Origin of the sequence: Rhizobium sp. BK060, from assembly GCF_014193145.1 — a bacterium.
Lineage (GTDB): Bacteria > Pseudomonadota > Alphaproteobacteria > Rhizobiales > Rhizobiaceae > Rhizobium.
This window is the reverse complement of record NZ_JACHYW010000020.1, coordinates 38611-61888: the sequence shown is the minus strand read 5'-3', so window position 1 is coordinate 61888 and position 23278 is coordinate 38611. Positions and strand designations below refer to the sequence as shown.

Genomic DNA, 23278 nt, shown 5'->3' with positions numbered 1-23278 from the left:
GTGGATTGCTCGAAGGATCATCTCGGCCAAAACTGCAAAGACGACGAAAAACGGATCCACTCGACTTGCGGCAGTCCCTGCAGTGGCAGCCCGCCTCCAACTGCTAGTGCGCCGTGCAGTAGAGGCTGCCCCACTCCGGATGCGCGTTGACAAAATCATCAGTGAGCCGGCAGACGACGCTTGGCGGCCATGAGCAGATCGAGTTCTGTGGCAGATGGCCCGAACTTCTCATAGAGCCGCTTCGCTTCGGTTTCGTCGAGACGATATTTCCTGGTAAACTCACCGAGGCTGTAAGGTCGCCCGCGCAACACTTTTCGGGTCGCCGGCGGTGCAGATGTGGTCACGCTGGTCATTGCATTCTCCTTGGCTGTACAAGGGGCTAGCTAGAGCGTCGAGTGACTTTGTGAAGATATTGAATGGCCCTCAGAAGGGATTGATTCATTTAATTTTTTTTGGGGGAACCTTCTGACGCTTCGTGCATTTATAAGGCGAGATTGTGAGCTGCGCCAAGCGGACGCGGCGGTGCGAAAGGATGCCCGGATTTTTCCGCTTTCCCCGGGTGGCCAACGAAACGGCAGTCGAGCTTTCGCCCGTCCGGTTCACGATCTCGTTTCCCCCAACTTTGACAAAGCGCCTTCGGGCGCTTTTCTTTTATGGTCTTTGGACATTGCAAACGCCGGGCTCGCGCAATCAGGCAAAACCGGTGGAAACGAAGCCCCGCATAGGCAGGTAGCTGCCTTTTCAGGCCCGTTGGCAAGAAATGTGCCTAATGCACAGGGAACGATGATTTTTTGGTTGACCGCAATGGGGCACCTGCATATGTTCCGCGCACTTCCAGCCGGGCGAACCGTTCGGCATCAGGGAGAGCGTAGCTCAGCTGGTAGAGCAACTGACTTTTAATCAGTAGGTCTCGGGTTCGAACCCCGACGCTCTCACCACAATTCAACGACCGAGCATAGATTTTGCGGTGAAAAACGCATCGTGCCATTTTACTTGCTCGGCTTGCGTAGCTAGTAGCTGCAGGAGCGGCCGTTGCTCGGTCTGAACCCACCCGAACAGGCTGGATTTACAGAGCGATCGTATTGATAGGACGATGAAAATCCGATTGACGAGGTCTGATCGGAGCTTGTGGTGCAGGCTGAAATGATCGCGGAAAGGCTGACCAGTGCTCCGGCTGCTGCAGATGCGAGAAATCTGTTCATTTGAGCTTCTCCTTCCGCGCCACATAGGCCCGCGTGAGGATATATGACACGCTTGATCGTGTGGCTACCACCAGGTCACCGCGCTCGGCCAGCGACGCCGAGGTCGGTCCTTAAAGAAGTGAAGCGCGATGAAGCAGTCCTCAGCTGATTTCAGTCAGAGTGTTTTCTGTTCGAACATCAGCGCTCCACGAAATTAAAATTGGCGCCGTCTCGTTGCAGTATGGCCGTGTTGTCTGCGGGCAGATGCTGGTCTCGCCTGTCGTCACCTGTCCACAGATCGTTTCGTGTCCTTGCCCCAAATTTCCAATGTGACACTTATCAATGCGACGTCGCCTTCCGGCTGGCCAGCAACAGAATATAGTCGTCCGCCGCATCCGCGATGGCCATTGCAACCTCCGCAGGCGCCCACCCTTTTTGCTGCGCATCGCGGATGATCTGATGGAGTGCTGGTTCAACATCGGCACGGCAATCGAGCAGACGTTGGTCATGGGTAGTATCATTACGCACTGACTGTAGATTGATCATAGCTGGAACCCCTCTCATGTGAAGGAAGTTACCATGACATAGATTGCAGGTTGAGCAAGCAAATGCTTAAGGAAGGGCCGTGATTTCGTTGAGAATGAGCTTTTTCGTTTACACAAGCGGGTCGGCAAAACGATTCACGGCATAATCAGCCGTTAAATCGATGAACAGAGCGTGGTTGATTTACGGGGGTGCAGGAAACGGCGAGATCCAGCGTGGCTTGGCCCGACGCGAACTGATCGTATATTGGTATTGTTATTACGTGGCTGATATGGCCGAGTGTACAAAGATTGGTATGCGTTTTGGAACGGTCGCCTAGCGTAACGCCCTCCTGATACGGTTTTTATTCTACGGTCTCGCGCGAAATGCAATTGCACGATGTTTCTCTCGTGAAATGCGCGCTTGAGGCGTCTCGAGATGCCCTTCCGAGAATATGCATCTCGATCCCTAGGGATGCTCGACAGCGTCGAGTGTTTCTTGAATGCGACGTCCAGGGGTTGTGCTCAGGTCGATCGAGGGTGCACTATCATCGTCGAATCTCCTTGAGTCGACGAGGTTTGAACTGAACTTGACGACGGGTCGCGTCAGATGGTCTCCCGTAGCGCCTATCTTCGAGCGAACATTTGCGTTGCACACCCAAACGGATCGCCTATCTTTTTCGTGTGGGAGAATTGAGTCTCAACGCGGGCGCAAGGCTTGCAACATCATTCGTGCTCCAGGCCTATCTCAGGCTACCGGCGGCTTATTGTTCGTATGCGGAGACTCGCTGTCAGAGACCCCTCAATTCCCTCGCTGGCGCTGACTTCGTTTTCTCTGGAGGAAAAACATATGGAAGACGCAGGCGTAGGTTGGGTAGCCGCTATCATTATCGGCGGCATTGCCGGGTGGCTCGCGGAAAAGTTCATGAACAGCAACATGGGGCTGTTGATGAATATCCTTTTGGGCATTGTGGGCGCGATCGTCGCCAATGCCATACTCTCGGGGCTCGGATTCGCGCTGGCTGGCTGGCTCGGCTATCTGATTGCCGGCTTTGTCGGCGCTTGCCTGCTCATTGCCGTTGGCCGGGTCATTCGTCGTTAGGCAATCATGCAAAGTCAAAAGCCGGGCGTCAGCACGCCCGGCTCTCGCCTGGTCAAAATGCCGATCGATCTTATCGACGGCTCATCAATCCGAAAAGATAGGCGACACCGGCGGTCACGGCGAGCGCGAAGATAGGTTCCTCCCTTACCTTGTCGCGCAACCGTTCCGTCATGACCGAGGCCTCATCGGCGACGGCGGTCTTGGCGCCGTGTCCAAGCGCCACAACGCTTTCGGACAGGCGTGCAAGGTCTTCGCGCAATGCTGCGACCTGTGCGGAAAGATCGTCTGCCGCGATCTCCGCCTTCACACGCGCGGTTGCGGACTGGGCGGAGGCGGTTTTCATATCGGCCATTGTCTGCTCCTCTTTTTCCGGATGCTGTTCAACGAATTAGCCCGGGAAAGGTTCCGATATCCGGTGGCTTTTGCTGTGCTCGATGCGCTTGTATGATTGCAGATATAGTGCAGATGTTTTCGCGCGATAACCCTTCATTTCCTGCCGGCTTTGTTCTAAGGAACGTCGAATGCTTTGCCCGCGAACGGGCGATTATGATGCGAGGTTTGCGTTTCGATGTTCGATCTTCTGAGAAGAGCTGCTCACACCTGGGTTGCCAAGCTCCTCATGCTGCTTCTAGTCGCCTCTTTCGGCATCTGGGGTATATCCCGCCAGCTGGTATCAGGCGGCAACAGCACGACCGTTGTCAGCGTCGGAGATCAGCATGTGGACGTCAACGAATTTCGCCTGGCCTACCAGCGGCAGGTCGCAAATCTCAGCCAACAGTTCGGGATGCGGCTGACGGCCGATCAGGCCCGCGCCTTCGGCGTTGAACAGCAGGTACTGGCGCAGCTGGTTGCCGGCGCGTCGCTGGATCAGTTGGCGGAAGACATGAACCTCGGTCTGTCGCAGGATCGCCTTGCGCAGCTGATCGGCGATGATCCGGCCTTCAAGGCCGTTAACGGTCAGTTCGACCGCACCCTCTTTGCATCGCGACTGCGCAATGCCGGCATCCGCGAAGACGACTACATTAAGGAGCGCAGCAAGGTTGCCGTTCGCAGCCAGATCGTCGACGCTGTCTCGAACGGCTTCGCGGCGCCGAAGACGCTCGTCGATGCCCTCAAGCTCTATCGCCAGGAAAGCCGCGGCATCGATTACCTGTTGCTGACAAATGCCAATATCGAACCGATCAAGGCGCCCGCCGAGGATGTGCTCGCCAAATGGTTCGAAGGCGCCAAGACGCGCTACCGCGCACCGGAATACCGGAAGGTTGCCTTCCTCAAGCTTCAGCCGGAAGATATCGCCGATGCCGCCTCTGTTACGGATGACCAGATTCGCGAAGACTTTGAAAAGCGCAAGGATAGTTTCCGCACGCTGGAGACGCGCACGATCGAGCAGCTCACTTTCCAGAGCAAGGATCTTGCCAATGCCGCGGTGGCAGCACTGAAAACCGGCACGACATTCGATCAGCTGGTGACTGATCAGGGCAAGACGGCAACCGACGTATTCCTGGGCGAGTTCTCCAAGGACAAGGTTCCGGATCAAGCCATCGCGGATGCGGCCTTTGCTGTTTCGAAGGACGGCGGAACAACGCCTGTTGTCGATGGTACCTTCGGCCCGGTTGTGCTCCGTGTCAGCAACATCAAGCGTGAGAGCATCAAGAGCCTTGACGAGGTCAAGGAAGAGATCCGCAAGCAATTGGCTGTTTCCAACGCTTCCCAGGAGCTCATCAACGTACACGATCAGATCGAGGATCTGCGCGGCTCCGGCTCGACGCTGGAACAAATTGCAGAGCAGCTTAAGCTTAAGGCAGTCGTGATCGATGCCGTCGACGCCACGGGCCTCGACAAGGATGGCAACGAGGTCAAGGATATTCCGTCCAAGCAGCAGGTTCTTGGCGCGGCCTTCCGGACCGACGCCGGGGCGGACGCTCCTTCCCTTTCGATCGGTACCGACGGCTATCTCTGGTTCGACGTTCGCGACGTGACGCCGGAGCGCGATCGGCCGCTCAACGAGGTGCATGACAAGGCAGTCGCCGACTGGACCGCCGAACAGCAGAAGCTCGAGCTCGCCAAAAAGGCTGAGGAACTGAAGCAGCAGGCACAGAAGGGAACGCCGCTCGCCGATATCGCCGCACCTCTTGGTATCACGGTCGAAAGCAAGAGTGGCATTACCCGCGGCACCGACGACGCCGTGCTCGGCCGGGCTGGTGTCAACGCCGCATTCTCGGGTCCGATCGACACGATTGCCAATGCCGTCGGCGGCGACCCGACGACGCAAATCCTTCTCAAGGTCACTGAAGTGAACACGGAACCGACGGGTGACGTGCTCAACAATCAGGACCAGCAGATCACAGCAACGGCAAACGCGGCCGGCGACGACATTCTCGATCAGATGGTCAACCTGCTGCAAACGCAGTACGGCGCATCGATCAATCAGTCTCTCGCCGATCAGGCGGCAGTCCGCTAAGGGGAACACAAGCGCATGACCGATCTGAAGCCGCTTTTGGCGAAGGCTGCGAGCCGCGAGCCGCTGACACGCGAGGAGGCTCGCGAGGCCTTCGACATTCTGATGTCCGGGCAGGCGACCCCTTCGCAGATCGGTGGCTTCCTGATGGCATTGCGCGTCCGCGGTGAAACAGTCGACGAGATTGTCGGCGCCGTGACGACGATGCGCGCCAAGATGCTCACCGTCGACGCGCCGGCCGACGCAATCGACATCGTCGGAACCGGTGGCGACGCAAGCGGCACCTACAATATCTCGACGCTGGCCGCCCTTATCGTCGCCGGTGCCGGTGTCCCTGTGGCCAAGCATGGCAACCGCGCTCTGAGCTCGAAATCTGGCGCCGCAGATAGCCTCGCCGCTCTCGGCGTCAGGCTGGATGTAACCCCCGAGGTGATCTCGCGCTGCATTCGTGAGGCTGGTGTGGGCTTCATGTTCGCCCAGCAGCATCACTCGGCGATGCGTCACGTCGGTCCGACACGCGTCGAACTCGGCACGCGCACGATCTTCAATTTGCTAGGCCCCCTCTCCAATCCGGCCGGTGTTCGCCGCCAATTGCTTGGCGTCTACGCGCCGCAGTGGGTTGTGCCAATTGCCGAGGTCATGCGCGATCTGGGCTCCGAAAGCGTGTGGGTCGTCCATGGCAACGGCCTCGACGAAATCACCACAACAGGAAAGACGAGTGTCGCAGCACTCGAGGGGGGCAAGATCCGCACGTTCGAATTGTCTCCCGCAGATTTCGGCGTCGAGCCTTGCCGGTTGGAGGCCATCAAGGGCGGAGATGGTGTCGTGAATGCGGCCGCTCTGCGCGACGTCCTGAGCGGCGCAAAGAACGCTTACCGCGATATCGCGCTTGCCAACGCGGCGGCTTCGCTGGTCATATCGGGCAAAGCTGAGATGCTCCAGGATGGTATGCGTCTTGCTGCGCAGTCTCTGGACAGCGGTGCAACGGCCGCGGCCCTCGATAAACTCATCGCCGTGTCGAACGACATCGACTAGGATAGAGCCATGACCGACATCCTGAAGAAGATCGAACTCTACAAGCGCGAAGAGATCGCCGCCGCAAAGGCGAAAGTGTCGCTGGCCGATCTGAAGGCGATGCAGGCGGATCAATCGGCGCCGCGCGGCTTTCACCGTTCGCTGGTGGCGAAGCGAGAGGCTGGTCAGTACGGCCTGATCGCTGAGATCAAGAAGGCCAGTCCTTCCAAGGGGCTGATCAGGCCCGATTTCGATCCGCCGTCGCTGGCCAAGGCTTATGAACTTGGAGGTGCGGCCTGCCTTTCGGTATTGACGGATACGCCGAGCTTTCAGGGTGCGCCGGAATTCCTGATGGCGGCGCGTGCGGCGTGTTCGCTACCGGCACTGCGCAAGGATTTCATGTTCGACACCTACCAGGTGCAGGAAGCGCGTGCCTGGGGTGCCGATTGCATCCTGCTGATCATGGCCTCACTTTCGGATGACGATGCAATGCGCCTCGAGGATGAGGCCTTCGACCTTGGCATGGATGTACTGGTGGAAGTCCATGATGCCGTGGAAATGGAGCGTGCACTGAAACTCTCCTCCTCGCTCGTTGGCATCAACAATCGCAATCTCCGAACATTCGAAGTCAGCCTTGAGGTCAGCGAGCAACTCGCCCCAATGGTTCCAGAGGATCGCCTGCTGGTGGGCGAAAGCGGCATCTTCACGAATGCTGATTGCAACCGTCTCCAAGCGGTTGGCATTAACACCTTCCTGGTTGGTGAGAGCCTCATGCGCAAGGAGGACGTAACGGCCGCGACGCGTGCGCTGCTCTTCGGCGAAGCCGTGCTGGCGGCCGAGTGAGATGAGCGGTGGCCAAACCGGACTGACCCACATTGATGCCTCCGGCGAGGCGCATATGGTCGATGTCAGCGATAAGGTCGAGACAACAAGGGTTGCGACCGCCGAAGGCCACGTGCGAATGGCGGCTGCGACGCTCGATCTCATTCGCACGGGCAATGCGAAAAAGGGTGATGTGATCGGCGCGGCGCGCCTTGCCGGCATCATGGCGGCCAAGCAGACGAGCAATCTGATCCCGCTCTGCCACCCCCTAATGCTTACGAAGGTTTCGGTCGACATCACGGAGGATACCGACCTACCCGGCCTGCGCGTCAGTGCAACGGCGAAGCTGACGGGCAAGACCGGCGTCGAAATGGAAGCGTTGACGGCCGTTTCCGTTGCCTGCCTGACGATATACGATATGGCCAAGGCTGCCGATAAAGCCATGGAAATCGGCGGCATCAGGCTGCTCGAAAAATCGGGCGGCAAGTCCGGAGACTTTCGTCGTCCGGAGTACGGCAAATGAGCATGCTCCCCGTTGCCGAGGCGCAAGATCAGTTGCTGTCGCGCGCCAAGCCGGTTCAGACGAGCGAAATCGTTTCCTTGCAGGAGGCCGAGGGCCGCGTGCTGGCAGCTGACGTTGCAGCCAAACTGACGCAACCGCCGTTCAATGCTTCCGCAATGGATGGATATGCGCTACGCCGCGAGGATGCTCCAGAGCCCGGCGCCGAGTTGAAGCTCATCGGCACGTCGTCCGCCGGTCGTGGGTTCGACGGTGCCATCGGCAAAGGCGAGACGGTGCGGATATTCACCGGCGCCCCGGTTCCTTCAGGCGCGGACAGCGTGTTGCTCCAGGAGGATGCGGAGAAGATCGACGGCGGCATCCGCACGACATTCACTGTTCGTATTGGCCAGCACATCCGGCCGCGGGGGCAGGACTTTCTTGAAGGCGAAGCTGTACTCAAGGCGGGGACTGCGCTGGACTTCTCGCGCCTAACCGTAGCGGCTGGAATGAACCATGCGGTACTCGAGGTCTGGCGCAAGCCGGTAGTCGCGTTGCTCGCCACCGGTGACGAATTACTGCCACCCGGAAGCTCGCCGGCTCCCGCTCAGATCATTGCGTCAAGCACCTTCGGTATAGCTGCGCTGGCGCGCAAGGCTGGCGCCGATGTTCTCGATCTCGGGATTGTACCCGACGACAAGCGCGCGATTTCGGCTGCGGTCGAGCGCGCCCGGCAGGCTGAGGTCGATGTCATCGTGACGCTTGGCGGGGCGTCGGTGGGCGACCACGATCTGGTGCAGGCGGCGCTGCTCGCCGCGGGGATGAAACTCGATTTCTGGCGGATCGCCATGCGCCCGGGCAAACCGTTAATGGTGGGCAGGTTCGACGAGACGCATGTTATTGGTTTGCCCGGCAACCCGGTATCGAGTCTGGTCTGCGGGCTGCTGTTCCTGGAGCCGTTGATTCGCAAACTTGCCTCACTTCCGCCGGTCAAGCGCGAGGCAAAGGTGGAGACGACAGCAACGCTCCGTGCCAATGACCAGCGACAGGACTATGTGCGAGCCACGCTGTCGCGATCGTCATCAGGCGCACTGACGGCGAAGCCGTTCAGCAAGCAAGACTCGTCGATGATGAAGATATTCGCCCAGGCCGACTGCTTAATTATCCGACCGCCGCATGCACCGGAACTGCCCGCAGGAAGTCCCTGCCCGGTGATATTGTTAAGGCCAGACCTTCTCGACTGAGGCCGTTTTATTTGTGGTGCCGGGTATGACTGGTGAACTGAAGGCAGGATTGCGATGACGAATGAGACCGTTCGGGACACGCATGCGATGCTGTCCGGCATGACGCCCACCCTCATGGAGGGTGAGTTCGTATTCTGCGTGACCTCAGACCAGGATGTCGCCAGGCTTGCGGCTCCCGATGCGCTGGCCTGGTTTCGTGAGCGTGAAGGAATCTCCCTGATCCTCTCGAAGAGCCGGGCAGCGGAACTCGGTTTCAATTGCGATGTGCCGATGCGGCGTATCGTTCTGGAAGTCTTTTCGTCGCTGGAAGGTGTGGGCTTGACGGCCGCGGTTGCCTCCGAATTGGCAGCCCATTCAATGCCGTGCAACATGGTAGCAGCCTACCATCACGATCACGTCTTCGTTCCAGCTGCCATGGCGGACTTGGCACTGGACGCCTTGCTGAAGCTACAGAAAGCGTCGTCTAACTGAGCGTCCTCATCGATCAGCCGGATGCGGCAGCGTGAATACGCCGCCAATGGCAGCCTGTCCGGTCGAAGAGTCGCCAAAATCGGGGACGGCATATTCCGCGATAAGCTCCAACGCTGCGCGCGGCAGTGACCGTCTGCCCGGATCCCCTATGAGCACCTCGATGCCCGCCTTGCGACTGGCCGTAAGGAACTGCAAAACTCTCTGCGCAAGCTGGGCACTGTAGAAGACATCCCCCGCAAGAATAATATCGACGTCGGGCGGGTGGCCTGCGAGAACATCAGCGCTCGTTACTTCAACTGTCACGCCGTTCGCTTCGGCGTTGAGAGCGATTACCGCGATCGCGTTCGTGTCGATCTCCGCTGCAATCACCCGGGATGCTCCGCATTTTCGAGCCGCGATCCCGACTATGCCCGAACCTGCGCCGAGATCGAGGATGCGACGATTGCGAACGATGTCTCGATGCTCCAGGATATGCCGAGCAAGTAGGGTTCCGCCGGCCCAGTTATAGGCCCAATAAGGCGGTGAATCCTCCTCGTCGCTGGATCTGAGACGCGAGAGCCCGCTGCCGGGATGAGCTGTATAAAGCTGTATCTCAGGCAAGCCGGGTGCCGGCTTCAGTTGCAGGTTTTCGACGATAAAGGTGTGAACATCCACTAGGGAGAGAGCGCCGCGATTTGGGCTACGCTCACGACGGTGCAGTCCCCTCATTCCCTTCCCACTCGCCCAATCAATAATTCTTCATCGCCAGATGCGGCATCCCGCCATCCGGGAACTCGTTGCCGAACGCGACGAATCCGAAGCGTTCGTAGAGGGCTATTTTGTCACTTTGTGCCGTCAGATAAAATCGATTCTCACGAACGGATCGGTGCTCGTTCATCGCATAGGTCAACATCGCGCTCGCGACACCGTGTCCGCGCCATGCCTTGCTGACTGCGACGCGGCCGATTTTCACATGCTCCTTCGCATGAATGATCCGGAGTGTCCCGCAAACCTCGCCGCCCGCCACAGCGACGACATGATGCGCCGTGAGGTCAAGCGCATCGAATTCTTCATCGGCAGGTACATTCTGTTCGGCGATGAAGACCGCACGTCGGAGCTTGAACGCCTCGTTGCAAAGGGTGCTGAAAACAGGAACCGGTAAGACGATCGTATTTGCCATTATCCTCTCCCCTGTCTCTAGCGGCGACGCAAAAACTGCGTCGCCGTTGGGATGGTTATCCCTTCTTTTTTGAGAACTTGGGCTTCGGGCCACCGCTGCCCTTGCCCTCGAACTTCGGCTTGCCCGGCTTCTTGCCCCAGGGCTTTGAATCGCGTCGCTCGTCGCCCTCGCTGCGGGCTTCCTTGCGGAACTTATCCTTCGGGCGGTCGTCGCTGAATTCACGACGCTCGCCAAAGGCCTTCTTACCAGCATAGGGTTTCAAGGCTGTTGGTTTGCTGAAATCGGGTGTGCCGTCGAGGGGCGTGACGCGGATGCCGCGCTCCATCGTCTTGTTCTGACCGATCGACTGCAGGAAGCTGTCGGCGCGGGCGGCTGAAATCTCGACGTAAGTTTCGTCGGTCTGCATCTTGATCGCGCCGATCTCTCGTTTCGTCAGATTGCCGTTTCGGCAAAGCATCGGGATCAGCCAGCGTGGCTCTGCATTCTGCTTGCGGCCGACCGAAATCGAAAACCAGACGCTCGCCCCGAAGTCATCGCGCGGACCCTTCTGATACGGTTCGCGTGGCTCGTCGGCGGTCTCGCGGCGCTTGCCACCGCGGCTGTCCTGGACCGAGACCTCGACCAGATCCTCCGGTGCAGACTGGTTGGAGCGGTAGAGATTGACGAAGGCCGCGGCGAGCTTTTCGGCCCCATGCGTATCGAGAAGCCGCTTGACCAGGTCCCGAACTTCCTCGCTCGGCGCTTCCTCGAAGATGGGGTCGGCAAGCAGACGCGCTTCGTCGCGTGCCGTGACTTCTTCCGCTGACGGTGGAAGAGCCCATGCGGCCGAGATGCCGGCATTGCCAAGAAGGCGTTCAGCCTTGCGGCGCACGTTCAGCGGCACGATCAGTGCACTAACGCCCTTGCGGCCGGCGCGACCTGTGCGACCGCTGCGGTGAAGCAGAGTTTCGGGATTGGTCGGCAGTTCCGCGTGAATGACGAGGTCGAGGCCGGGAAGGTCGATACCGCGGGCGGCGACATCCGTCGCGATACAGACGCGAGCACGTCCATCGCGCATCGCCTGCAGTGCATGGCTGCGTTCGTTCTGTGTCAGCTCGCCAGACAAGGCGACGACGTGGAAGTTGCGATTGTGAAAGCGAGCGGTGAGATGGTTGACCGCCGCTCGCGTCGAACAGAACACGATTGCATTGGTTGCTTCGTAGTACCGCAGAACGTTGATGATTGCGTTCTCGCGGTCGCTTGGCGACACGACAAGAGCCCGATACTCGATGTCCCCATGTTGCTTTTCTTCGGTCGCCGTCGCGATCCGCACCGCGTTCTTCTGGTAGCTCTTCGCCAGCTTAGCAATGGCCGCCGGAACAGTTGCTGAGAACATCAGGGTCCGACGGTCATCCGGCGAGGAATCCAGAATGAACTCGAGATCTTCGCGGAAGCCGAGGTCGAGCATTTCGTCGGCTTCATCAAGCACGACGGCCTTGAGTGCAGAAATGTCGAGCGCGCGCCGGCGGATGTGATCGCAGAGGCGACCGGGTGTGCCGACGACGATATGGGAACCCCGCTCCAGCGCGCGGCGCTCGCTGCGGATGTCCATGCCGCCGACGCAGCTGACGATCAGGGCACCTGTTGCTTCGTAAAGCCATTCTAGCTCGCGCTTGACTTGGAGCGCGAGTTCTCGCGTCGGCGCGATCACGAGCGCCAGCGGTTCGGCCGCAGGCCCAAAACGGTCCTCGTTTTCCAGTAGCGTGGGCGCCAGCGCGAGGCCGAAGGCGACGGTCTTGCCGGAGCCGGTCTGGGCCGAAACGAGGGCGTCCGACGCGGCAAGCGCAGGGTCGAGCATGGACTTTTGAACCGGCGTCAGCTCGGTATAGCCGCGTTTCACCAACGCCTTGGCGATCGCCGGAACGACGCCGCTAAAATCTGTCATGTTGTCTATCTTTCGGAAGTCTCACGCGCACGTTGCGCCTTGGCCGGCAGTTGCCAGCAGAGAAGTTGGCCGTTCCTACTTGGTCAGACGCAAAATGTCAAAGCGGATGTCCCTGCCAGAGCCATACGTCGATGCCTTCGTTTCTGCCACGAATGCGCGCTTGCGCTGGGCCTTCGAGCTGGCCAGAGCGAAGCGGTGCGCTTTCCGGCCCGGCCGCCGCCATCAAGGCGGCGCTCAATGCCAACTTGAAACCGCGTTCGGCAGCTACTTCCATCAGGCGGCTTGCGACATTCACAGTGTCACCGGTCGCCGTAATTTGCTGGCGATTGCCGCTCCCGAGCCGCGAGGCGACGACCGGACCGCAATGTGCCCCGACCTTGAAACCGATCTTTTGGCCGCTCATGGCCGAATGAGCGATGAGCCAGGGCCGCATCCGCTCACACAGGCTGACTGCGCAGGCGGCGGCCCGCGTCGCGTCGTCGTCAGCCGGTTGCGGCAAGCCGAAGAGAATCATCGCTCCATCGCCCGTGAAGCTGGTGACCGCCCCGCCATGCGAGCGCGCCTCCTCGTCGACAAGCTCGAAGAAATCGCTGAGAACTTCGCGGACATTCGTCGCGCCGATTGCCTCGCTCAAGCCCGTGAAACCGGAGAGGTCGATGAAGATAACCGCGGCGTCCTGTCGGATCGGTTTCGCGAGAAAGTTCGGATCGCGCGCGAGCCACTCGCCCATGCCCGGTGCCTCGATGCGCTGCAAGAGGTCGCTTTGCGCCGCGAAGTGCACGGCCTGGCGACGATCGATCCAGATCTCGGCGGCGCCGAAGAGCAGGACGGGCGGCAGGGCTGCTGCGATGGGCAGTGCTGCGCTGAACCAGTAGCCATGCGCGAAGGCGGCAACGTTCAAAGCGGCCCATGCGAGCGCCGCGGAGGCAATGATGGCATAGCCGATGGCGCTGCGCCGCCACGCAAGCAGGCTGATCAGCAGCAGCGGCAGAGCCAAGGCTATAAGCGAATCGAGCAAACGTACGTTGCGGTCTCTGACGATGCTGTCGCCGGCAATCAGATGTGTCGCCGCCGTCGCCATCACCTCTACGCCTGGGAGCACCGGATCGAAAGGTGTCGGGAAGACGTCGCCGCCGCCGGTCACGGTCGAGCCGATCACGACAATCCTGTCCTCGATCGCCTTGGCGGGGAGCTTTCCGGCCAGTGCATCCGCAGCGCTGAAGGTCGGAATGGTGCCGCGTGGGCCGTAGAAGGTGACTGGCAGCCGCTGCCCATTGTCGGTCGGCAGATGCCGGTCACCAAGTGCAAGGCCGCCAGGCGAGAACGCCGGATTGATGCCCAATGCCAGCGAAGCGACCCGCAATGGAAACGAGGCATCGACCCGCTCGCCGCCGCGGGAGATCAGGGGAATGAAACGCGGTGTGCCTGACTCATCGGTAGCCACGTTGACGACCCCAATGGCGGCAACGTCGGAAAAGCGGCCAAGGGGTAACAGCATCTTGCTGGCAGTCGGTATCGCCGCCAGCGGATCGTTGGCGTCGATGCCGACCACCTGTATCTCTTTCGGGAAAACGCCGGCGGCGGCGATGACACTGGGCGTCTGCTGCAGTGCCAAAGCCAACGCTGCATCGCCCTCGTCCGATCCGGGATCAACCAGCAAGAGATCGAGCGCTATGACCTTCGGCTTCAAGGCGCTGACGGCGGACACCACGCGGGCGAGTGTCGCCCGATTGAGCGGATAGCCGTTGTCGGCGGCGGTCTGATCGTCGATTGCGACGATGCTGGTGATCGGAGGTGGCACCCGCGCGCCGACTACAGTGCTTCGAAGATCGGTCAGCGAAGCCTCGAGGCGGTCGAGGAAGCTCATACTGCCCGAAAGATGCATATAGCCGAGAAGCCCGCCCCATAGTGCGGCCAGCAGCAGCGCGATCGTGATCAGGAGCCGTCTGCCCTGCATTGGGGCGCTATTGGCCAAGGCGGGCAAGCAGGGCTGCGGCGCGGGCTGGTGGCCAGCGGCGGACAGTCAACGGGGTGCTGCCTCGCGTGACGTCAACGCCCTCGCCTACACTCAACACGACCCGCCGTCCCGCCGAGGGACGACCGACCGCGACGCGGCCGCGCACGACGAAGACGGAGGTCGTGCCGCTATTGACATCGACAGCCCAGCGCGTGCCGCGGACGGCCGCGATCGCTTGTGGCGTGACGACCTCGAATCCGCCCGGCCGCTGGGCGCGGTCAACATCCACGAGCACGGCCTTGTTGCGCAATGACACCGCGTCCGGTCGCCCATCGCGGTTACGGTCGATGATATTGAAGCGGGCCCCACTCTCGGCAACGATCGCCACGCCATCCGCGCACCGCATGACTTGCCGCGAGGTCCCCGCCATGCGCTCCATGGTGCATCCGGTCGCTTGTGCAAACGCTGCATCCGAGCCGAACAGACAGGCAGCGCTACCCCACACGACCAACGCCAAAAGCATTCTGGAGTTTACAAGCATATCCGTCCCCTACCTGAATGCACCATCGGACGACCCAGCGTGCGGCGGCCATCATACGCTGATTGCTGCAGCACGCATGCCGAAACGTCAACGGCTATCCGACAGAGTCTATGCTTTAAGCGACGTTTCGATTGACGGTCCCGTATAGCGCGCCCTTGGACGAATGAGATGGCCGCTCTCGACCTGCTCCATGGCATGAGCGAGCCACCCGACGGTACGCGCGAGCGCGAAGATCACAAGCGGCGCATTTGCGGGAAGATCAAAAACAGCCGTCATAGCCGTCAGCGCAAAATCGATGTTGACGCTTTCTCCAATGATTTCCTGCCCCGCCCTCGCCAGTTCGGCGTAGCTCGGGGGTAAGGAGAACTGGGACATCAACGCCTTTGCCCTGATGTCTCCGTCCGGATAAAGAGGGTGGCCAAAGGCGGGGAGCGATCTTCCCTGCGTCAGCGCCTGCCGTACGGTCGCGCTGGCCCCAAGGGCATTGACGTCTTCGATCAATGAGGCGACGCCCTGCCACGCGCCGCCGTGGAGCGGCCCAGTCAAGGTCGAGAGGCCCGACAGCACGGCAGCCGATAGCGTTGCGCCTGAAGAGGCTGTGACTCGGGTGGCGAAGGTCGATGCGTTGAGTTCGTGATCTGCGAGGAGCACAAGCGCGCGCCTGATGCAGTCGGCGGCTTCAGGCCTGCGCCAACTCATGGCGAGGCGCAGATGCAATGGCAATGCGCTCGTATCTGGTGCTAGGGCACCAGAGACGCTCGACAGGATACTTTGCGCTTCGGCCTTCAGCACCTTCGGCGACCGTCCAAGGGTCGGCAGGTCGTGGGTGACACGCTGCGCGAGCAGAACAAATGCGCGTTCCAGCGAGGGCGCCGCTTCCGGAGCCTCGCCCGGCGCCGTCGCAATCTGTCCAGAGTTCCATAGAAGCGTTGCGGTTTCCTCCAGCGTCGCATGTTCCGCCCAGGCGGCGGCGTCATGGCCACGATAGTAGAGCCGGCCATCCAAAATGGTGGAAATAGCAGATGGCAGTACCGGATCACCCCATTGGATGGTGTCTGCCGCAACCGTCTCGGTCTTTCGGCGGCCCGCATGTCGCGCGGCCAGCCGCGTCACGTCAGCTGCGCTGTAAAGACTTCGCCGCGGATCGGTGGCATCAGGTTTGGCCCGGATGCGGCCGCGGCTCACATTGGCGTAAAGCGTTTGCGGCTTCGTGCCGAGTTTCTCAAGCGCCTGCTCGGCGGTCAGCCAGGACATCCTGTCCTCTTACATTGATCAATTACATCAAGATTGACGTCAATCAATCTAGGCTCGATCCTGCTCTGCGTAAAGGAGAAACACCATGAAGAACGGTTTGGAAGATGTCGTCGCAGCTGAAACGCAGCTCTCCGATGTGGACGGCGAAGCGGGCCGCCTGATCATCCGCGGTGTGTCGCTCGATCATCTCGTGTCTACAGCAACCTATGAAAGCGTTGCCGCCCTCTTGCTCGACGGACTGATGGAGCGGCATTTTACTCTAGCGGATCTCGACCGGCGGTTGGGCGAAATGCGGGAGCGCCTGTTCGTGCACGTGACGACGCTCGATTCGGAGCTGTTGGCTTTGCCGCCTGTGGAAGTCATGCGGGCTCTCATCGCTCGCCTGCAAGATGGCGAGGATTTCGAGGCCGCCCTTCGATTGCTGGCTGCGCCTGCCGTCTTCCTGCCGGCGATCCTCCGTCTGCAGGCTGGCAACGACCCGGTAGCGCCGGACGGCTCCCTTTCTCAGGCGACCGACATCCTGCGCATGCTGACCGGCCAATTCCCGAGCGCGGAACAGACGGCTGCACTCGATGCCTATCTGGTGACCATCTCCGACCACGGACTGAATGCCTCGACCTTCGCATCGCGCGTCGTCGCCTCGACGCGCGCCGGCCTGACCTCGTCGGTGCTTGCGGCGCTGAGTGCCCTCAAGGGACCGCTGCATGGCGGCGCCCCCGGCCCTGTGCTCGATATGTTCGACGCGATTGGAACCAGCGAGAATGCACGCGACTGGCTCGGCCAGGCACTGGACCGCGGCGAGCGCCTGATGGGCTTCGGCCACCGCATCTACCGGGTGCGTGATCCGCGCGCCGATGCCCTGAATCAGGCTCTTCGGTCGCTCGTCTTGGCCGCGCAGGTCGATCGCGAGCGGATCGACCTTGCGGAAGCCGTCGAGCACGCGGCGCTTACAATCCTCAAGGAGCGTAAGCCGAATCGTCCGCTTAATGTTAATGTCGAATTCTACACGGCGTTGCTACTCGATGCGCTGGGATTTCCAAGAGAGTCCTTCACCGGCGTTTTCGCGATCGGCCGGACCGTGGGATGGATTGCCCATGCGCGCGAACAGAGCCTGGAAGGCCGGCTGATCCGTCCCCGCTCGGTCTATGTCGGGCCATTGCCGCAAGCGGCATGACGTCGCCAATAAGACAGCCCGGCCGCCACGCGGCCGGGCTGCTGTTTCAATCCGCAGGCTCGACGCCCAAAAAACCACCGGATTGGCGGGCCCAGAGCCGCGCATATATGCCGTTCTCCTGGAGCAGATCGGCATGCCCTCCCTCCTCCACGATACGCCCCCTTTCCAGCACGACGATCCGATCCATACGTGCAATCGTCGAGAGACGGTGCGCGATCGCCACAACGGTCTTGCCTTCCATGAAGCCATAAAGCGTGTCCTGAATAGCGGCCTCGACTTCTGAATCGAGTGCGGAGGTCGCTTCGTCCAGAACCAGGATAGGCGCGTTTCTCAAGATCGCTCGGGCCAGCGCGATGCGCTGGCGCTGGCCGCCGGAAAGCTTCACCCCACGTTCGCCCACATGCGCGTCATAGCCGGTCCGTCCCTCCTGGTCGCTGAGTCCCGGTATGAAACCATCGGCGTGAGCCTTGAGGGCCGCGGCTTCGATCATGGACTGCGGCATGTCCTCGCGACCATAGGCGATGTTGTCCCGCACTGAGCGATGCAGCAGAGTGGCATTTTGCGCTACCACGCTGAATCGGCCGCGCAGGCTCTCCTGCGTCACTGCGCGGATGTCCTGACCGTCGATCAGGATCCGTCCGCTTTCAGCTTCAAAGAAGCGCATGGCGAGATTGACGAGCGTCGATTTTCCCGCCCCCGAACGGCCAACGAGCCCGACCTTTTCGCCGGCTTTGATGTTGAGCGTGACGCCATCAAGCCCACCGCCTTCCTTGCCGTAGTGGTGCGTGATGTTCTCGAAGGACAGCGAGCCACCATTGAGCTTCATCTCAGCTGCTTCGCAGCGATCCGGAATATCGACCGGCTGTGCGATGGTGCCGAGCTGGTCGCGCGCGGCCCCGACATAATTGAATAAGGCCGCGACCGCATCGAGCAGCCATTCGGCCATGGCGGTGACGCGGAAGCCGAGCGCCAAAGCGGCGGCGACCATCCCGAGCGGGGCAGCTCCCGATTGCCAAAGGATGAGCGAGTAGCCAATCAGGCTGACCATCAACAGGCTGCTGAGAAAAACCATGCTGCTATTGACCAGGACCTCGAGCCGTTGCACCGAGATAAAGGCCCGACGCACCCTGTCGAGATGGCTGCGGTTGTCCCGATCCTGGTCTCGCTGACGGGAGAAGAGCTTGATCGTGTCCATGTTGGCGAAGGTGTCGACCAACAACCCGGAGAGCGCCGAGTCCGCCTCCTGAAACCGCTGCGACGCATTTCTTACGCGCGGGATCACGAAGCCCATGAGCGTGAAGTACAGCCCGACCCACGTGACCATCGGGACCACCAGACGCGCGTCTGCCGAGGCCATCAGCCAGATGGAGCCGAGGACGTAGATCGCCACATAGGAGATCGTGTGAATGACTGAATAGGCGGCTCCCGTCGCTGTGTTGCCGAGTTCCTGGACCCGGTAGGCGATGCGTCCTGAAAAGTCGTTCTGGAACCAGCCGACCGACTGGCCCTGCACATGGCGAAGTGCGCGCCAGCGGACCATCGCGACGGCAGTCGGCCGGAACGCGATGTCATCGAGTGCCTCTCGTGCGGCGGTGGCCAGCGGACGGATGACCAACAGCAGAAACGCGGCGATAAGGAGCGCGGCGCCATGGCGCTCCCAAAGCTCGTCGGGGCGAATGGCCGCAAGGGTATCGACTAGCCTGCCGGCGTAGCCGATCAGCCAGACTTCCAGGATCGCGCCAACGGTAGTGAGTAGCAGGCTCGCGGCAACGACACCACGAAGCGGCTGCAACGTATCGAAGATAAAAGGCCAGACCCGGTTAGACAGGGGGCTTTGGTCATAGCGTTGGAATGGATCGATCAGCTTTTCGAAGCGACGAAACATGAAGGCCCTCCAGGGGCAGGATGATGACATTTGATGACGGGCCGAACAGGCAGCCCACACCGGCACTGCTGCTCAGCGGTAATTTCCGGTGCCGTTGGTCCTCATCAAACGATCTCCCCATGGGTCGCTTTGCGCCAGCTTCAACTGGCGAATGGCGCGTTCTTACCATCTTGGGCTGCGTATGTGAATGTCTTTGCGCGAAAAGGGAGAATTCTGCCTCTACCCCTTGAGATAGGCAGCGCGTTGCTCGAGCGTCTGCCGGCAACCGAGCTCATTGTCTTCCAAACCTATCCCGACAGGAATGTCATCGGTCATCATGGTAACCTCGGTGCCGTCCGAGGTCGGCCGCATATGCGTGCGGATCGTCATTTCGCCTGCAAAGGCCGAATCGTCGGAATTGAATACCGTCTTCCAGACGACGAGAGAGTTCGAGATGAACTGCGCAATTTTCCCGGGGAACCGGTCGGTCTTCTCCGAGGTCTTGCCCTCCATGTCGGTCTCTCCGTCCGGATAGACGAGCGACATGCTGAAGGCGCGCCGCCTTGCCTGCCCTCGAACTCATGTACAACGCCGCGCGTCTCGCCTAGCGGCAGCCATGTAGCAACGGCCTTGGCATCGAGGAAGGCCGTATAGACCGCGCTGGGCGGTGCGTGAATGATCTGGGAAACAGTCGTGCTGCGGTTTTGGCTCATCCGACGCAAGATAGCGACGGTACGCCAATTGAAAAGGCCGCCGCGCCGATATGGCGAGGCGGCATCTTATTGATTAGACCAGGCGACTCTGTTCAGTCGCCGCTTCGATGAAGCTTGCGAACAGCGGATGCGGATCGAGTGGGCGGCTCTTAAGCTCAGGATGGTACTGGACGCCGATGAACCAGGGATGATCCGGATATTCGATCGTCTCTGGCAACACGCCGTCCGGCGACATTCCCGAGAAGACGAGACCGCAGTCTTCCAAACGATCCTTGTAATCGATATTGACTTCGTAGCGGTGGCGATGGCGCTCGGAAATATCGGTCGAGCCATAGATCTCGGAGATCTTGGTGTCCTTCTTCAGCGCAGCCTTGTAGGCGCCAAGGCGCATCGTGCCGCCGAGATCGCCCGATGCCGTGCGCTTCTGCAGCTCATTGCCCTTCACCCACTCGGTCATCAGGCCGACGACCGGCTCCTTCGTCGGGCCGAATTCGGTCGAAGACGCGCTATCCACGCCGGCAAGGTTGCGGGCTGCTTCGATGACGGCCATCTGCATGCCGAAGCAGATGCCGAAATACGGCACCTTGCGTTCGCGCGCAAAGCGAGCCGCATGGATCTTGCCTTCCGAGCCACGCTCGCCGAAGCCGCCGGGAACGAGAATCCCGTGGACCTTCTCAAGGTAAGGCGCCGGGTCTTCCTTTTCGAAGACCTCTGATTCGATCCATTCGAGCTTGACCTTGACGCGATTGGCGATGCCGCCGTGATGCAGCGCTTCGATCAGCGACTTATAGGCATCCTTGAGGCCGGTGTACTTGCCGACGATCGCGATCGTGACTTCGCCTTCCGGCGTGCGGATTCGGTTGCAGACCTCTTCCCAAGGATCGAGGCGCGGTTTCGGTGCCGGCTCGATGCCGAAGGCTGCCAGCACTTCGTTGTCGAGGCCTTCCTTATGGTAGGCGATCGGCACGTCGTAGATGTTGGCGACGTCGAGCGCCTGGATCACGGCGGACGGGCGGACATTGCAGAACAGCGAGAGCTTACGGCGTTCCGCTTCCGGAATTTCGCGGTCGGCGCGGACCAGCAGGATGTCGGGATGAATGCCGAGGGCCTGCAGTTCCTTGACGGAATGCTGCGTCGGCTTAGTCTTCAGCTCGCCTGCGGCCGGAATATAGGGCATCAGCGTCAGGTGGACGTAGATCGCCGTGCCGCGCGGGAGGTCGTTGCCGAGCTGGCGGATCGCTTCCATAAAGGGCATGGCCTCGATATCGCCGACCGTACCGCCGATCTCGCAGATGACGAAGTCGTAGTCGTCATTGCCCTCGGTGACGAAATCCTTGATCTCGTTGGTGACGTGCGGAATCACCTGAACGGTTGCGCCGAGATAGTCGCCGCGGCGTTCCTTGTCGATAATGTTCTTATAGATGCGGCCAGTGGTGATGTTGTCGGTCTTGGTCGCCGAACGCCCGGTGAAGCGCTCGTAGTGGCCGAGATCGAGGTCAGTTTCGGCACCGTCGTCAGTGACGAAGACTTCGCCGTGCTGGGTCGGGCTCATGGTGCCCGGGTCCACGTTCAGATAGGGGTCGAGTTTGCGAAGCCGCACCCGGTAACCACGGGCCTGCAGCAACGCTCCGAGTGCCGCGGCCGCAATTCCTTTACCGAGAGAGGAAACCACGCCGCCAGTGATGAATACGTATCGCGCCATGGGATTCACCGGATACCTTTTCAAAAACGATTCCACCAGCCCAAAAATTCATTTCCAGAATTTTTGGCGCCAACGCGGAATCTGAACAAATGAAAACCGGCAGACCCGAAGGCCTGCCGGCGGTTTATGCTGTCTGCCGCTTACTGTCCGCTTGGGACGGTAGCGGGCGCCGGAGTGGCAGGCGTGGTGGCCTGCGGTGCTGCCGGAGCAGTTTGAGTGGACGGGGCCGTTGCCGGGGCTGCGGGCGCGGTTGCTGCCGGAGCCGGAGCGGATGCGCCGCCCGTCGGAACGCCGTTGCTGCTCTGCGGGGCCGGGGCTGGTGCGACCGGAGCGGTGTTGCCGTTCTGGCCGCCGAGCGAATCGAGGATGCCGTTGCCCTGCCCGCCCGTGGCCGGAATACGGTTCAGAATATCCGTCGGACGGCTCTCATAGCGGTTGAGGATGCCGAGACCAAGCGATGTGATGAAGAACAGCGCCGCCAGGATCGCGGTCGTGCGCGTCAGCGCATTGGCCGTGCCGCGGGCAGACATGAAGCCCGAACCGCCGCCGATACCGAGGCCGCCGCCTTCGGAGCGCTGGATGAGCACGACGCCTACAAGCGCCAGCACGATCATGAGATGGATGACAATCAAAACGGTCTGCATGGGTCCAGTCCTGCCCACACGCGCGGCGGGCATAAAGTAAAATTCTGGCGCTCTTTACATGAGGTCATCCGCTATTCCAAGCCCTTCGGCTCGGAATATACACGGCTCTAAGCAAGCAACGCTTCGTATGCGCCGTAAATGGCGAGGAAGTCGGTCGCTTTCAAGCTCGCGCCGCCGACCAGGGCGCCATCGACGTTCGCGACGCCCATCAATTCTCTCGCATTGCTTGGCTTGACCGAGCCGCCATAGAGGATACGGATCTCCTTGCCGGCATCGCCAAATCGGGCGACGAGCTCGGAACGCATGAAGGCGTGAGCCTTCTCGACGTCTTCCACGGTCGGCGTGACACCGGTGCCGATCGCCCAGACGGGCTCGTAGGCAATGACCGTATTCTCCGGCGTCGCGCTATCCGGTACCGAGGCGGAAAGCTGACGCTTGATGATGTCGAGGGTCTGGCCGGCTTTGCGCTCGTCAGCCGTTTCACCGATGCAGACGATCGCCGTTAGTTCCGCGGCGAAGGCGGCCTCTGCCTTGGCGCGAACAAGGTGGTCGGTCTCGGCGTGGTCGGTGCGACGCTCCGAATGCCCGACGATGACGTAGGTGCCGAAGCAATCCGCAATCATCTCGGCCGAGATATCGCCGGTGTGGGCGCCCGACGGATTCTGGTGGCAATCCTGCGCGCCGATTGCAAGCGGGCTATCTGTGCAGAGCGCCGTGGCCACATAAAGCAGCGTCGCCGGAGGGCAGATCAGCACCTCCACCTTCGCGGAAAGTTGCCCCTGAACACCTTCAGCGATCGCCTTGATCTGGTCGAGGGAGGCACGTGTGCCGTTCATTTTCCAGTTTCCCGCCACGAGCGGGCGCACGTCAGGTGTCATGCCAGCCTTCCAATCTTCCACGTATCGAGCGGCCTTAGCAAAAGCAGGGATCAATGAAAAGGTTTCGCCCCTTTCGTTAAGGGAAATAACGGCTTTTTGTCGCGCAGATGCTTAAAATTTGGGGCCGATGTTGCTGAAAATCATAAAGCGGGACGC

Annotated in this window: 22 protein-coding genes, 1 tRNA gene and 1 pseudogene; 9 read left to right on the top strand and 15 right to left on the bottom strand. The window is 60.6% G+C overall.

Annotation, left to right across the window (positions count from 1 at the left end; all coding sequences use genetic code 11):
• Nucleotides 1-158 precede the first annotated feature (158 nt).
• The gene (locus FHT71_RS21320; protein ID WP_007793691.1) at nucleotides 159-353 is read right to left on the bottom strand and encodes a hypothetical protein; all 195 of its coding nucleotides are present in this window, start codon (nucleotides 351-353) and stop codon (nucleotides 159-161) included.
• Between the two features lie 509 nt (nucleotides 354-862).
• On the opposite strand from FHT71_RS21320, the gene FHT71_RS21315 reads away from it, so the two are divergent.
• Nucleotides 863-938: transfer RNA gene (locus FHT71_RS21315), tRNA-Lys, on the top strand.
• A gap of 72 nt (nucleotides 939-1010) precedes the next feature.
• Here the strand turns inward: FHT71_RS21315 and FHT71_RS31865 are convergent.
• Together FHT71_RS31865 and FHT71_RS21310 are read right to left on the bottom strand one after the other, a co-directional pair.
• Complete coding sequence (locus FHT71_RS31865) at nucleotides 1011-1202, bottom strand: hypothetical protein (protein ID WP_081499066.1); 192 nt, start codon at nucleotides 1200-1202, stop codon at nucleotides 1011-1013.
• A 318-nt stretch (nucleotides 1203-1520) separates the two neighbouring features.
• Nucleotides 1521-1727 carry a hypothetical protein gene (locus FHT71_RS21310; protein WP_007793693.1) on the bottom strand — a complete coding sequence of 69 codons (207 nt, stop codon included), beginning with the start codon at nucleotides 1725-1727 and terminating at the stop codon, nucleotides 1521-1523.
• A gap of 825 nt (nucleotides 1728-2552) precedes the next feature.
• Here FHT71_RS21310 and FHT71_RS21305 point away from each other — a divergent pair.
• Nucleotides 2553-2804 carry a GlsB/YeaQ/YmgE family stress response membrane protein gene (locus tag FHT71_RS21305; RefSeq protein WP_132591120.1) on the top strand — a complete coding sequence of 84 codons (252 nt, stop codon included), beginning with the start codon at nucleotides 2553-2555 and terminating at the stop codon, nucleotides 2802-2804.
• A gap of 70 nt (nucleotides 2805-2874) precedes the next feature.
• On the opposite strand, the gene FHT71_RS21300 is transcribed toward FHT71_RS21305, so the two are convergent.
• Nucleotides 2875-3156, bottom strand: a complete 282-nt coding sequence (locus FHT71_RS21300; RefSeq protein WP_007793703.1) for a hypothetical protein — start codon at nucleotides 3154-3156, stop codon at nucleotides 2875-2877.
• Between the two features lie 216 nt (nucleotides 3157-3372).
• Here FHT71_RS21300 and FHT71_RS21295 point away from each other — a divergent pair, with 216 nt between their 5' ends.
• The 6 genes from FHT71_RS21295 to FHT71_RS21270 are packed head-to-tail and all read left to right on the top strand — an operon-like array spanning nucleotide 3373 to nucleotide 9312.
• Nucleotides 3373-5265: a peptidylprolyl isomerase gene (locus tag FHT71_RS21295; RefSeq protein ID WP_132591122.1), complete on the top strand. Its 1893-nt coding sequence runs from the start codon at nucleotides 3373-3375 to the stop codon at nucleotides 5263-5265.
• A gap of 15 nt (nucleotides 5266-5280) precedes the next feature.
• Nucleotides 5281-6297 carry an anthranilate phosphoribosyltransferase gene (gene trpD / locus FHT71_RS21290; protein ID WP_007793708.1) on the top strand — a complete coding sequence of 339 codons (1017 nt, stop codon included), beginning with the start codon at nucleotides 5281-5283 and terminating at the stop codon, nucleotides 6295-6297.
• A 9-nt stretch (nucleotides 6298-6306) separates the two neighbouring features.
• A complete protein-coding gene (gene trpC / locus FHT71_RS21285) occupies nucleotides 6307-7119 on the top strand; it encodes an indole-3-glycerol phosphate synthase TrpC (protein WP_183721805.1) in 813 nt (270 codons plus the stop codon).
• Nucleotide 7120: 1 nt separating this feature from the next.
• On the top strand, nucleotides 7121-7621 hold the full coding sequence (gene moaC, locus FHT71_RS21280; protein ID WP_132591126.1) for a cyclic pyranopterin monophosphate synthase MoaC: 501 nt from the start codon (nucleotides 7121-7123) through the stop codon (nucleotides 7619-7621).
• Nucleotides 7618-8841, top strand: a complete 1224-nt coding sequence (gene glp / locus FHT71_RS21275) for a gephyrin-like molybdotransferase Glp (RefSeq protein ID WP_132591128.1) — start codon at nucleotides 7618-7620, stop codon at nucleotides 8839-8841. Before moaC ends, glp begins: the two co-directional genes overlap by 4 nt.
• Nucleotides 8842-8895: 54 nt before the next feature.
• On the top strand, nucleotides 8896-9312 hold the full coding sequence (locus tag FHT71_RS21270; protein ID WP_007793719.1) for an ACT domain-containing protein: 417 nt from the start codon (nucleotides 8896-8898) through the stop codon (nucleotides 9310-9312).
• A gap of 6 nt (nucleotides 9313-9318) precedes the next feature.
• On the opposite strand, the gene FHT71_RS21265 is transcribed toward FHT71_RS21270, so the two are convergent.
• The 6 genes from FHT71_RS21265 to FHT71_RS21240 all read right to left on the bottom strand — a co-directional run bounded on the left by FHT71_RS21265 (nucleotide 9319) and on the right by FHT71_RS21240 (nucleotide 16147).
• Nucleotides 9319-10020: a 50S ribosomal protein L11 methyltransferase gene (locus FHT71_RS21265; RefSeq protein WP_132591130.1), complete on the bottom strand. Its 702-nt coding sequence runs from the start codon at nucleotides 10018-10020 to the stop codon at nucleotides 9319-9321.
• 19 nt (nucleotides 10021-10039) lie between these two features.
• Nucleotides 10040-10471, bottom strand: a complete 432-nt coding sequence (locus FHT71_RS21260) for a GNAT family N-acetyltransferase (RefSeq protein ID WP_132591132.1) — start codon at nucleotides 10469-10471, stop codon at nucleotides 10040-10042.
• A gap of 55 nt (nucleotides 10472-10526) precedes the next feature.
• On the bottom strand, nucleotides 10527-12395 hold the full coding sequence (locus tag FHT71_RS21255) for a DEAD/DEAH box helicase (RefSeq protein WP_183721803.1): 1869 nt from the start codon (nucleotides 12393-12395) through the stop codon (nucleotides 10527-10529).
• A 97-nt stretch (nucleotides 12396-12492) separates the two neighbouring features.
• Nucleotides 12493-14352, bottom strand: a complete 1860-nt coding sequence (locus FHT71_RS21250) for an adenylate/guanylate cyclase domain-containing protein (RefSeq protein ID WP_183721801.1) — start codon at nucleotides 14350-14352, stop codon at nucleotides 12493-12495.
• A gap of 7 nt (nucleotides 14353-14359) precedes the next feature.
• Nucleotides 14360-14875 (bottom strand): FecR domain-containing protein, encoded by a 516-nt coding sequence (locus FHT71_RS21245; RefSeq protein WP_245505495.1) that lies wholly within the window; start codon nucleotides 14873-14875, stop codon nucleotides 14360-14362.
• A 126-nt stretch (nucleotides 14876-15001) separates the two neighbouring features.
• A complete protein-coding gene (locus FHT71_RS21240) occupies nucleotides 15002-16147 on the bottom strand; it encodes a citrate synthase (protein WP_132591140.1) in 1146 nt (381 codons plus the stop codon).
• Nucleotides 16148-16232: 85 nt separating this feature from the next.
• Here FHT71_RS21240 and FHT71_RS21235 point away from each other — a divergent pair, with 85 nt between their 5' ends.
• Nucleotides 16233-17321 (top strand): citrate synthase/methylcitrate synthase, encoded by a 1089-nt coding sequence (locus FHT71_RS21235; protein ID WP_183721798.1) that lies wholly within the window; start codon nucleotides 16233-16235, stop codon nucleotides 17319-17321.
• Nucleotides 17322-17367: 46 nt separating this feature from the next.
• Here the strand turns inward: FHT71_RS21235 and FHT71_RS21230 are convergent, their stop codons facing one another.
• The 5 genes and pseudogenes from FHT71_RS21230 to tpiA form a co-directional block, all read right to left on the bottom strand.
• Entirely contained in the window at nucleotides 17368-19206 is a 1839-nt protein-coding gene (locus FHT71_RS21230) for an ABC transporter ATP-binding protein (protein ID WP_132591144.1), read from the bottom strand.
• Between the two features lie 219 nt (nucleotides 19207-19425).
• Nucleotides 19426-19898, bottom strand: a pseudogene (locus tag FHT71_RS21225) (SRPBCC domain-containing protein).
• 73 nt (nucleotides 19899-19971) lie between these two features.
• Nucleotides 19972-21600, bottom strand: a complete 1629-nt coding sequence (locus FHT71_RS21220; protein ID WP_037082873.1) for a CTP synthase — start codon at nucleotides 21598-21600, stop codon at nucleotides 19972-19974.
• A gap of 140 nt (nucleotides 21601-21740) precedes the next feature.
• Nucleotides 21741-22244: a preprotein translocase subunit SecG gene (gene secG / locus FHT71_RS21215; protein ID WP_183721794.1), complete on the bottom strand. Its 504-nt coding sequence runs from the start codon at nucleotides 22242-22244 to the stop codon at nucleotides 21741-21743.
• 107 nt (nucleotides 22245-22351) lie between these two features.
• On the bottom strand, nucleotides 22352-23122 hold the full coding sequence (gene tpiA, locus FHT71_RS21210) for a triose-phosphate isomerase (RefSeq protein ID WP_183721791.1): 771 nt from the start codon (nucleotides 23120-23122) through the stop codon (nucleotides 22352-22354).
• Nucleotides 23123-23278: the final 156 nt, after the last annotated feature.

Bases quoted from the DNA above. Each gene is read 5' to 3' on its own strand.
- FHT71_RS21270 (WP_007793719.1), top strand. From the start codon at position 8,896: ATGACGAATGAGACCGTTCGGGACACGCATGCGATGCTGTCCGGCATG.
- moaC (WP_132591126.1), top strand. From the start codon at position 7,121: ATGAGCGGTGGCCAAACCGGACTGACCCACATTGATGCCTCCGGCGAG.
- glp (WP_132591128.1), top strand. From the start codon at position 7,618: ATGAGCATGCTCCCCGTTGCCGAGGCGCAAGATCAGTTGCTGTCGCGC.
- FHT71_RS21230 (WP_132591144.1), bottom strand. From the start codon at position 19,206: ATGTTTCGTCGCTTCGAAAAGCTGATCGATCCATTCCAACGCTATGAC.
- FHT71_RS21305 (WP_132591120.1), top strand. From the start codon at position 2,553: ATGGAAGACGCAGGCGTAGGTTGGGTAGCCGCTATCATTATCGGCGGC.
- FHT71_RS21255 (WP_183721803.1), bottom strand. From the start codon at position 12,395: ATGACAGATTTTAGCGGCGTCGTTCCGGCGATCGCCAAGGCGTTGGTG.
- FHT71_RS21260 (WP_132591132.1), bottom strand. From the start codon at position 10,471: ATGGCAAATACGATCGTCTTACCGGTTCCTGTTTTCAGCACCCTTTGC.
- tpiA (WP_183721791.1), bottom strand. From the start codon at position 23,122: ATGACACCTGACGTGCGCCCGCTCGTGGCGGGAAACTGGAAAATGAAC.
- FHT71_RS31865 (WP_081499066.1), bottom strand. From the start codon at position 1,202: ATGAACAGATTTCTCGCATCTGCAGCAGCCGGAGCACTGGTCAGCCTT.
- FHT71_RS21245 (WP_245505495.1), bottom strand. From the start codon at position 14,875: ATGCTTTTGGCGTTGGTCGTGTGGGGTAGCGCTGCCTGTCTGTTCGGC.
- FHT71_RS21265 (WP_132591130.1), bottom strand. From the start codon at position 10,020: ATGAGGGGACTGCACCGTCGTGAGCGTAGCCCAAATCGCGGCGCTCTC.
- FHT71_RS21320 (WP_007793691.1), bottom strand. From the start codon at position 353: ATGACCAGCGTGACCACATCTGCACCGCCGGCGACCCGAAAAGTGTTG.
- FHT71_RS21295 (WP_132591122.1), top strand. From the start codon at position 3,373: ATGTTCGATCTTCTGAGAAGAGCTGCTCACACCTGGGTTGCCAAGCTC.
- FHT71_RS21240 (WP_132591140.1), bottom strand. From the start codon at position 16,147: ATGTCCTGGCTGACCGCCGAGCAGGCGCTTGAGAAACTCGGCACGAAG.
- FHT71_RS21220 (WP_037082873.1), bottom strand. From the start codon at position 21,600: ATGGCGCGATACGTATTCATCACTGGCGGCGTGGTTTCCTCTCTCGGT.
- FHT71_RS21235 (WP_183721798.1), top strand. From the start codon at position 16,233: ATGAAGAACGGTTTGGAAGATGTCGTCGCAGCTGAAACGCAGCTCTCC.
- trpD (WP_007793708.1), top strand. From the start codon at position 5,281: ATGACCGATCTGAAGCCGCTTTTGGCGAAGGCTGCGAGCCGCGAGCCG.
- trpC (WP_183721805.1), top strand. From the start codon at position 6,307: ATGACCGACATCCTGAAGAAGATCGAACTCTACAAGCGCGAAGAGATC.
- secG (WP_183721794.1), bottom strand. From the start codon at position 22,244: ATGCAGACCGTTTTGATTGTCATCCATCTCATGATCGTGCTGGCGCTT.
- FHT71_RS21300 (WP_007793703.1), bottom strand. From the start codon at position 3,156: ATGGCCGATATGAAAACCGCCTCCGCCCAGTCCGCAACCGCGCGTGTG.
- FHT71_RS21250 (WP_183721801.1), bottom strand. From the start codon at position 14,352: ATGCAGGGCAGACGGCTCCTGATCACGATCGCGCTGCTGCTGGCCGCA.
- FHT71_RS21310 (WP_007793693.1), bottom strand. From the start codon at position 1,727: ATGATCAATCTACAGTCAGTGCGTAATGATACTACCCATGACCAACGT.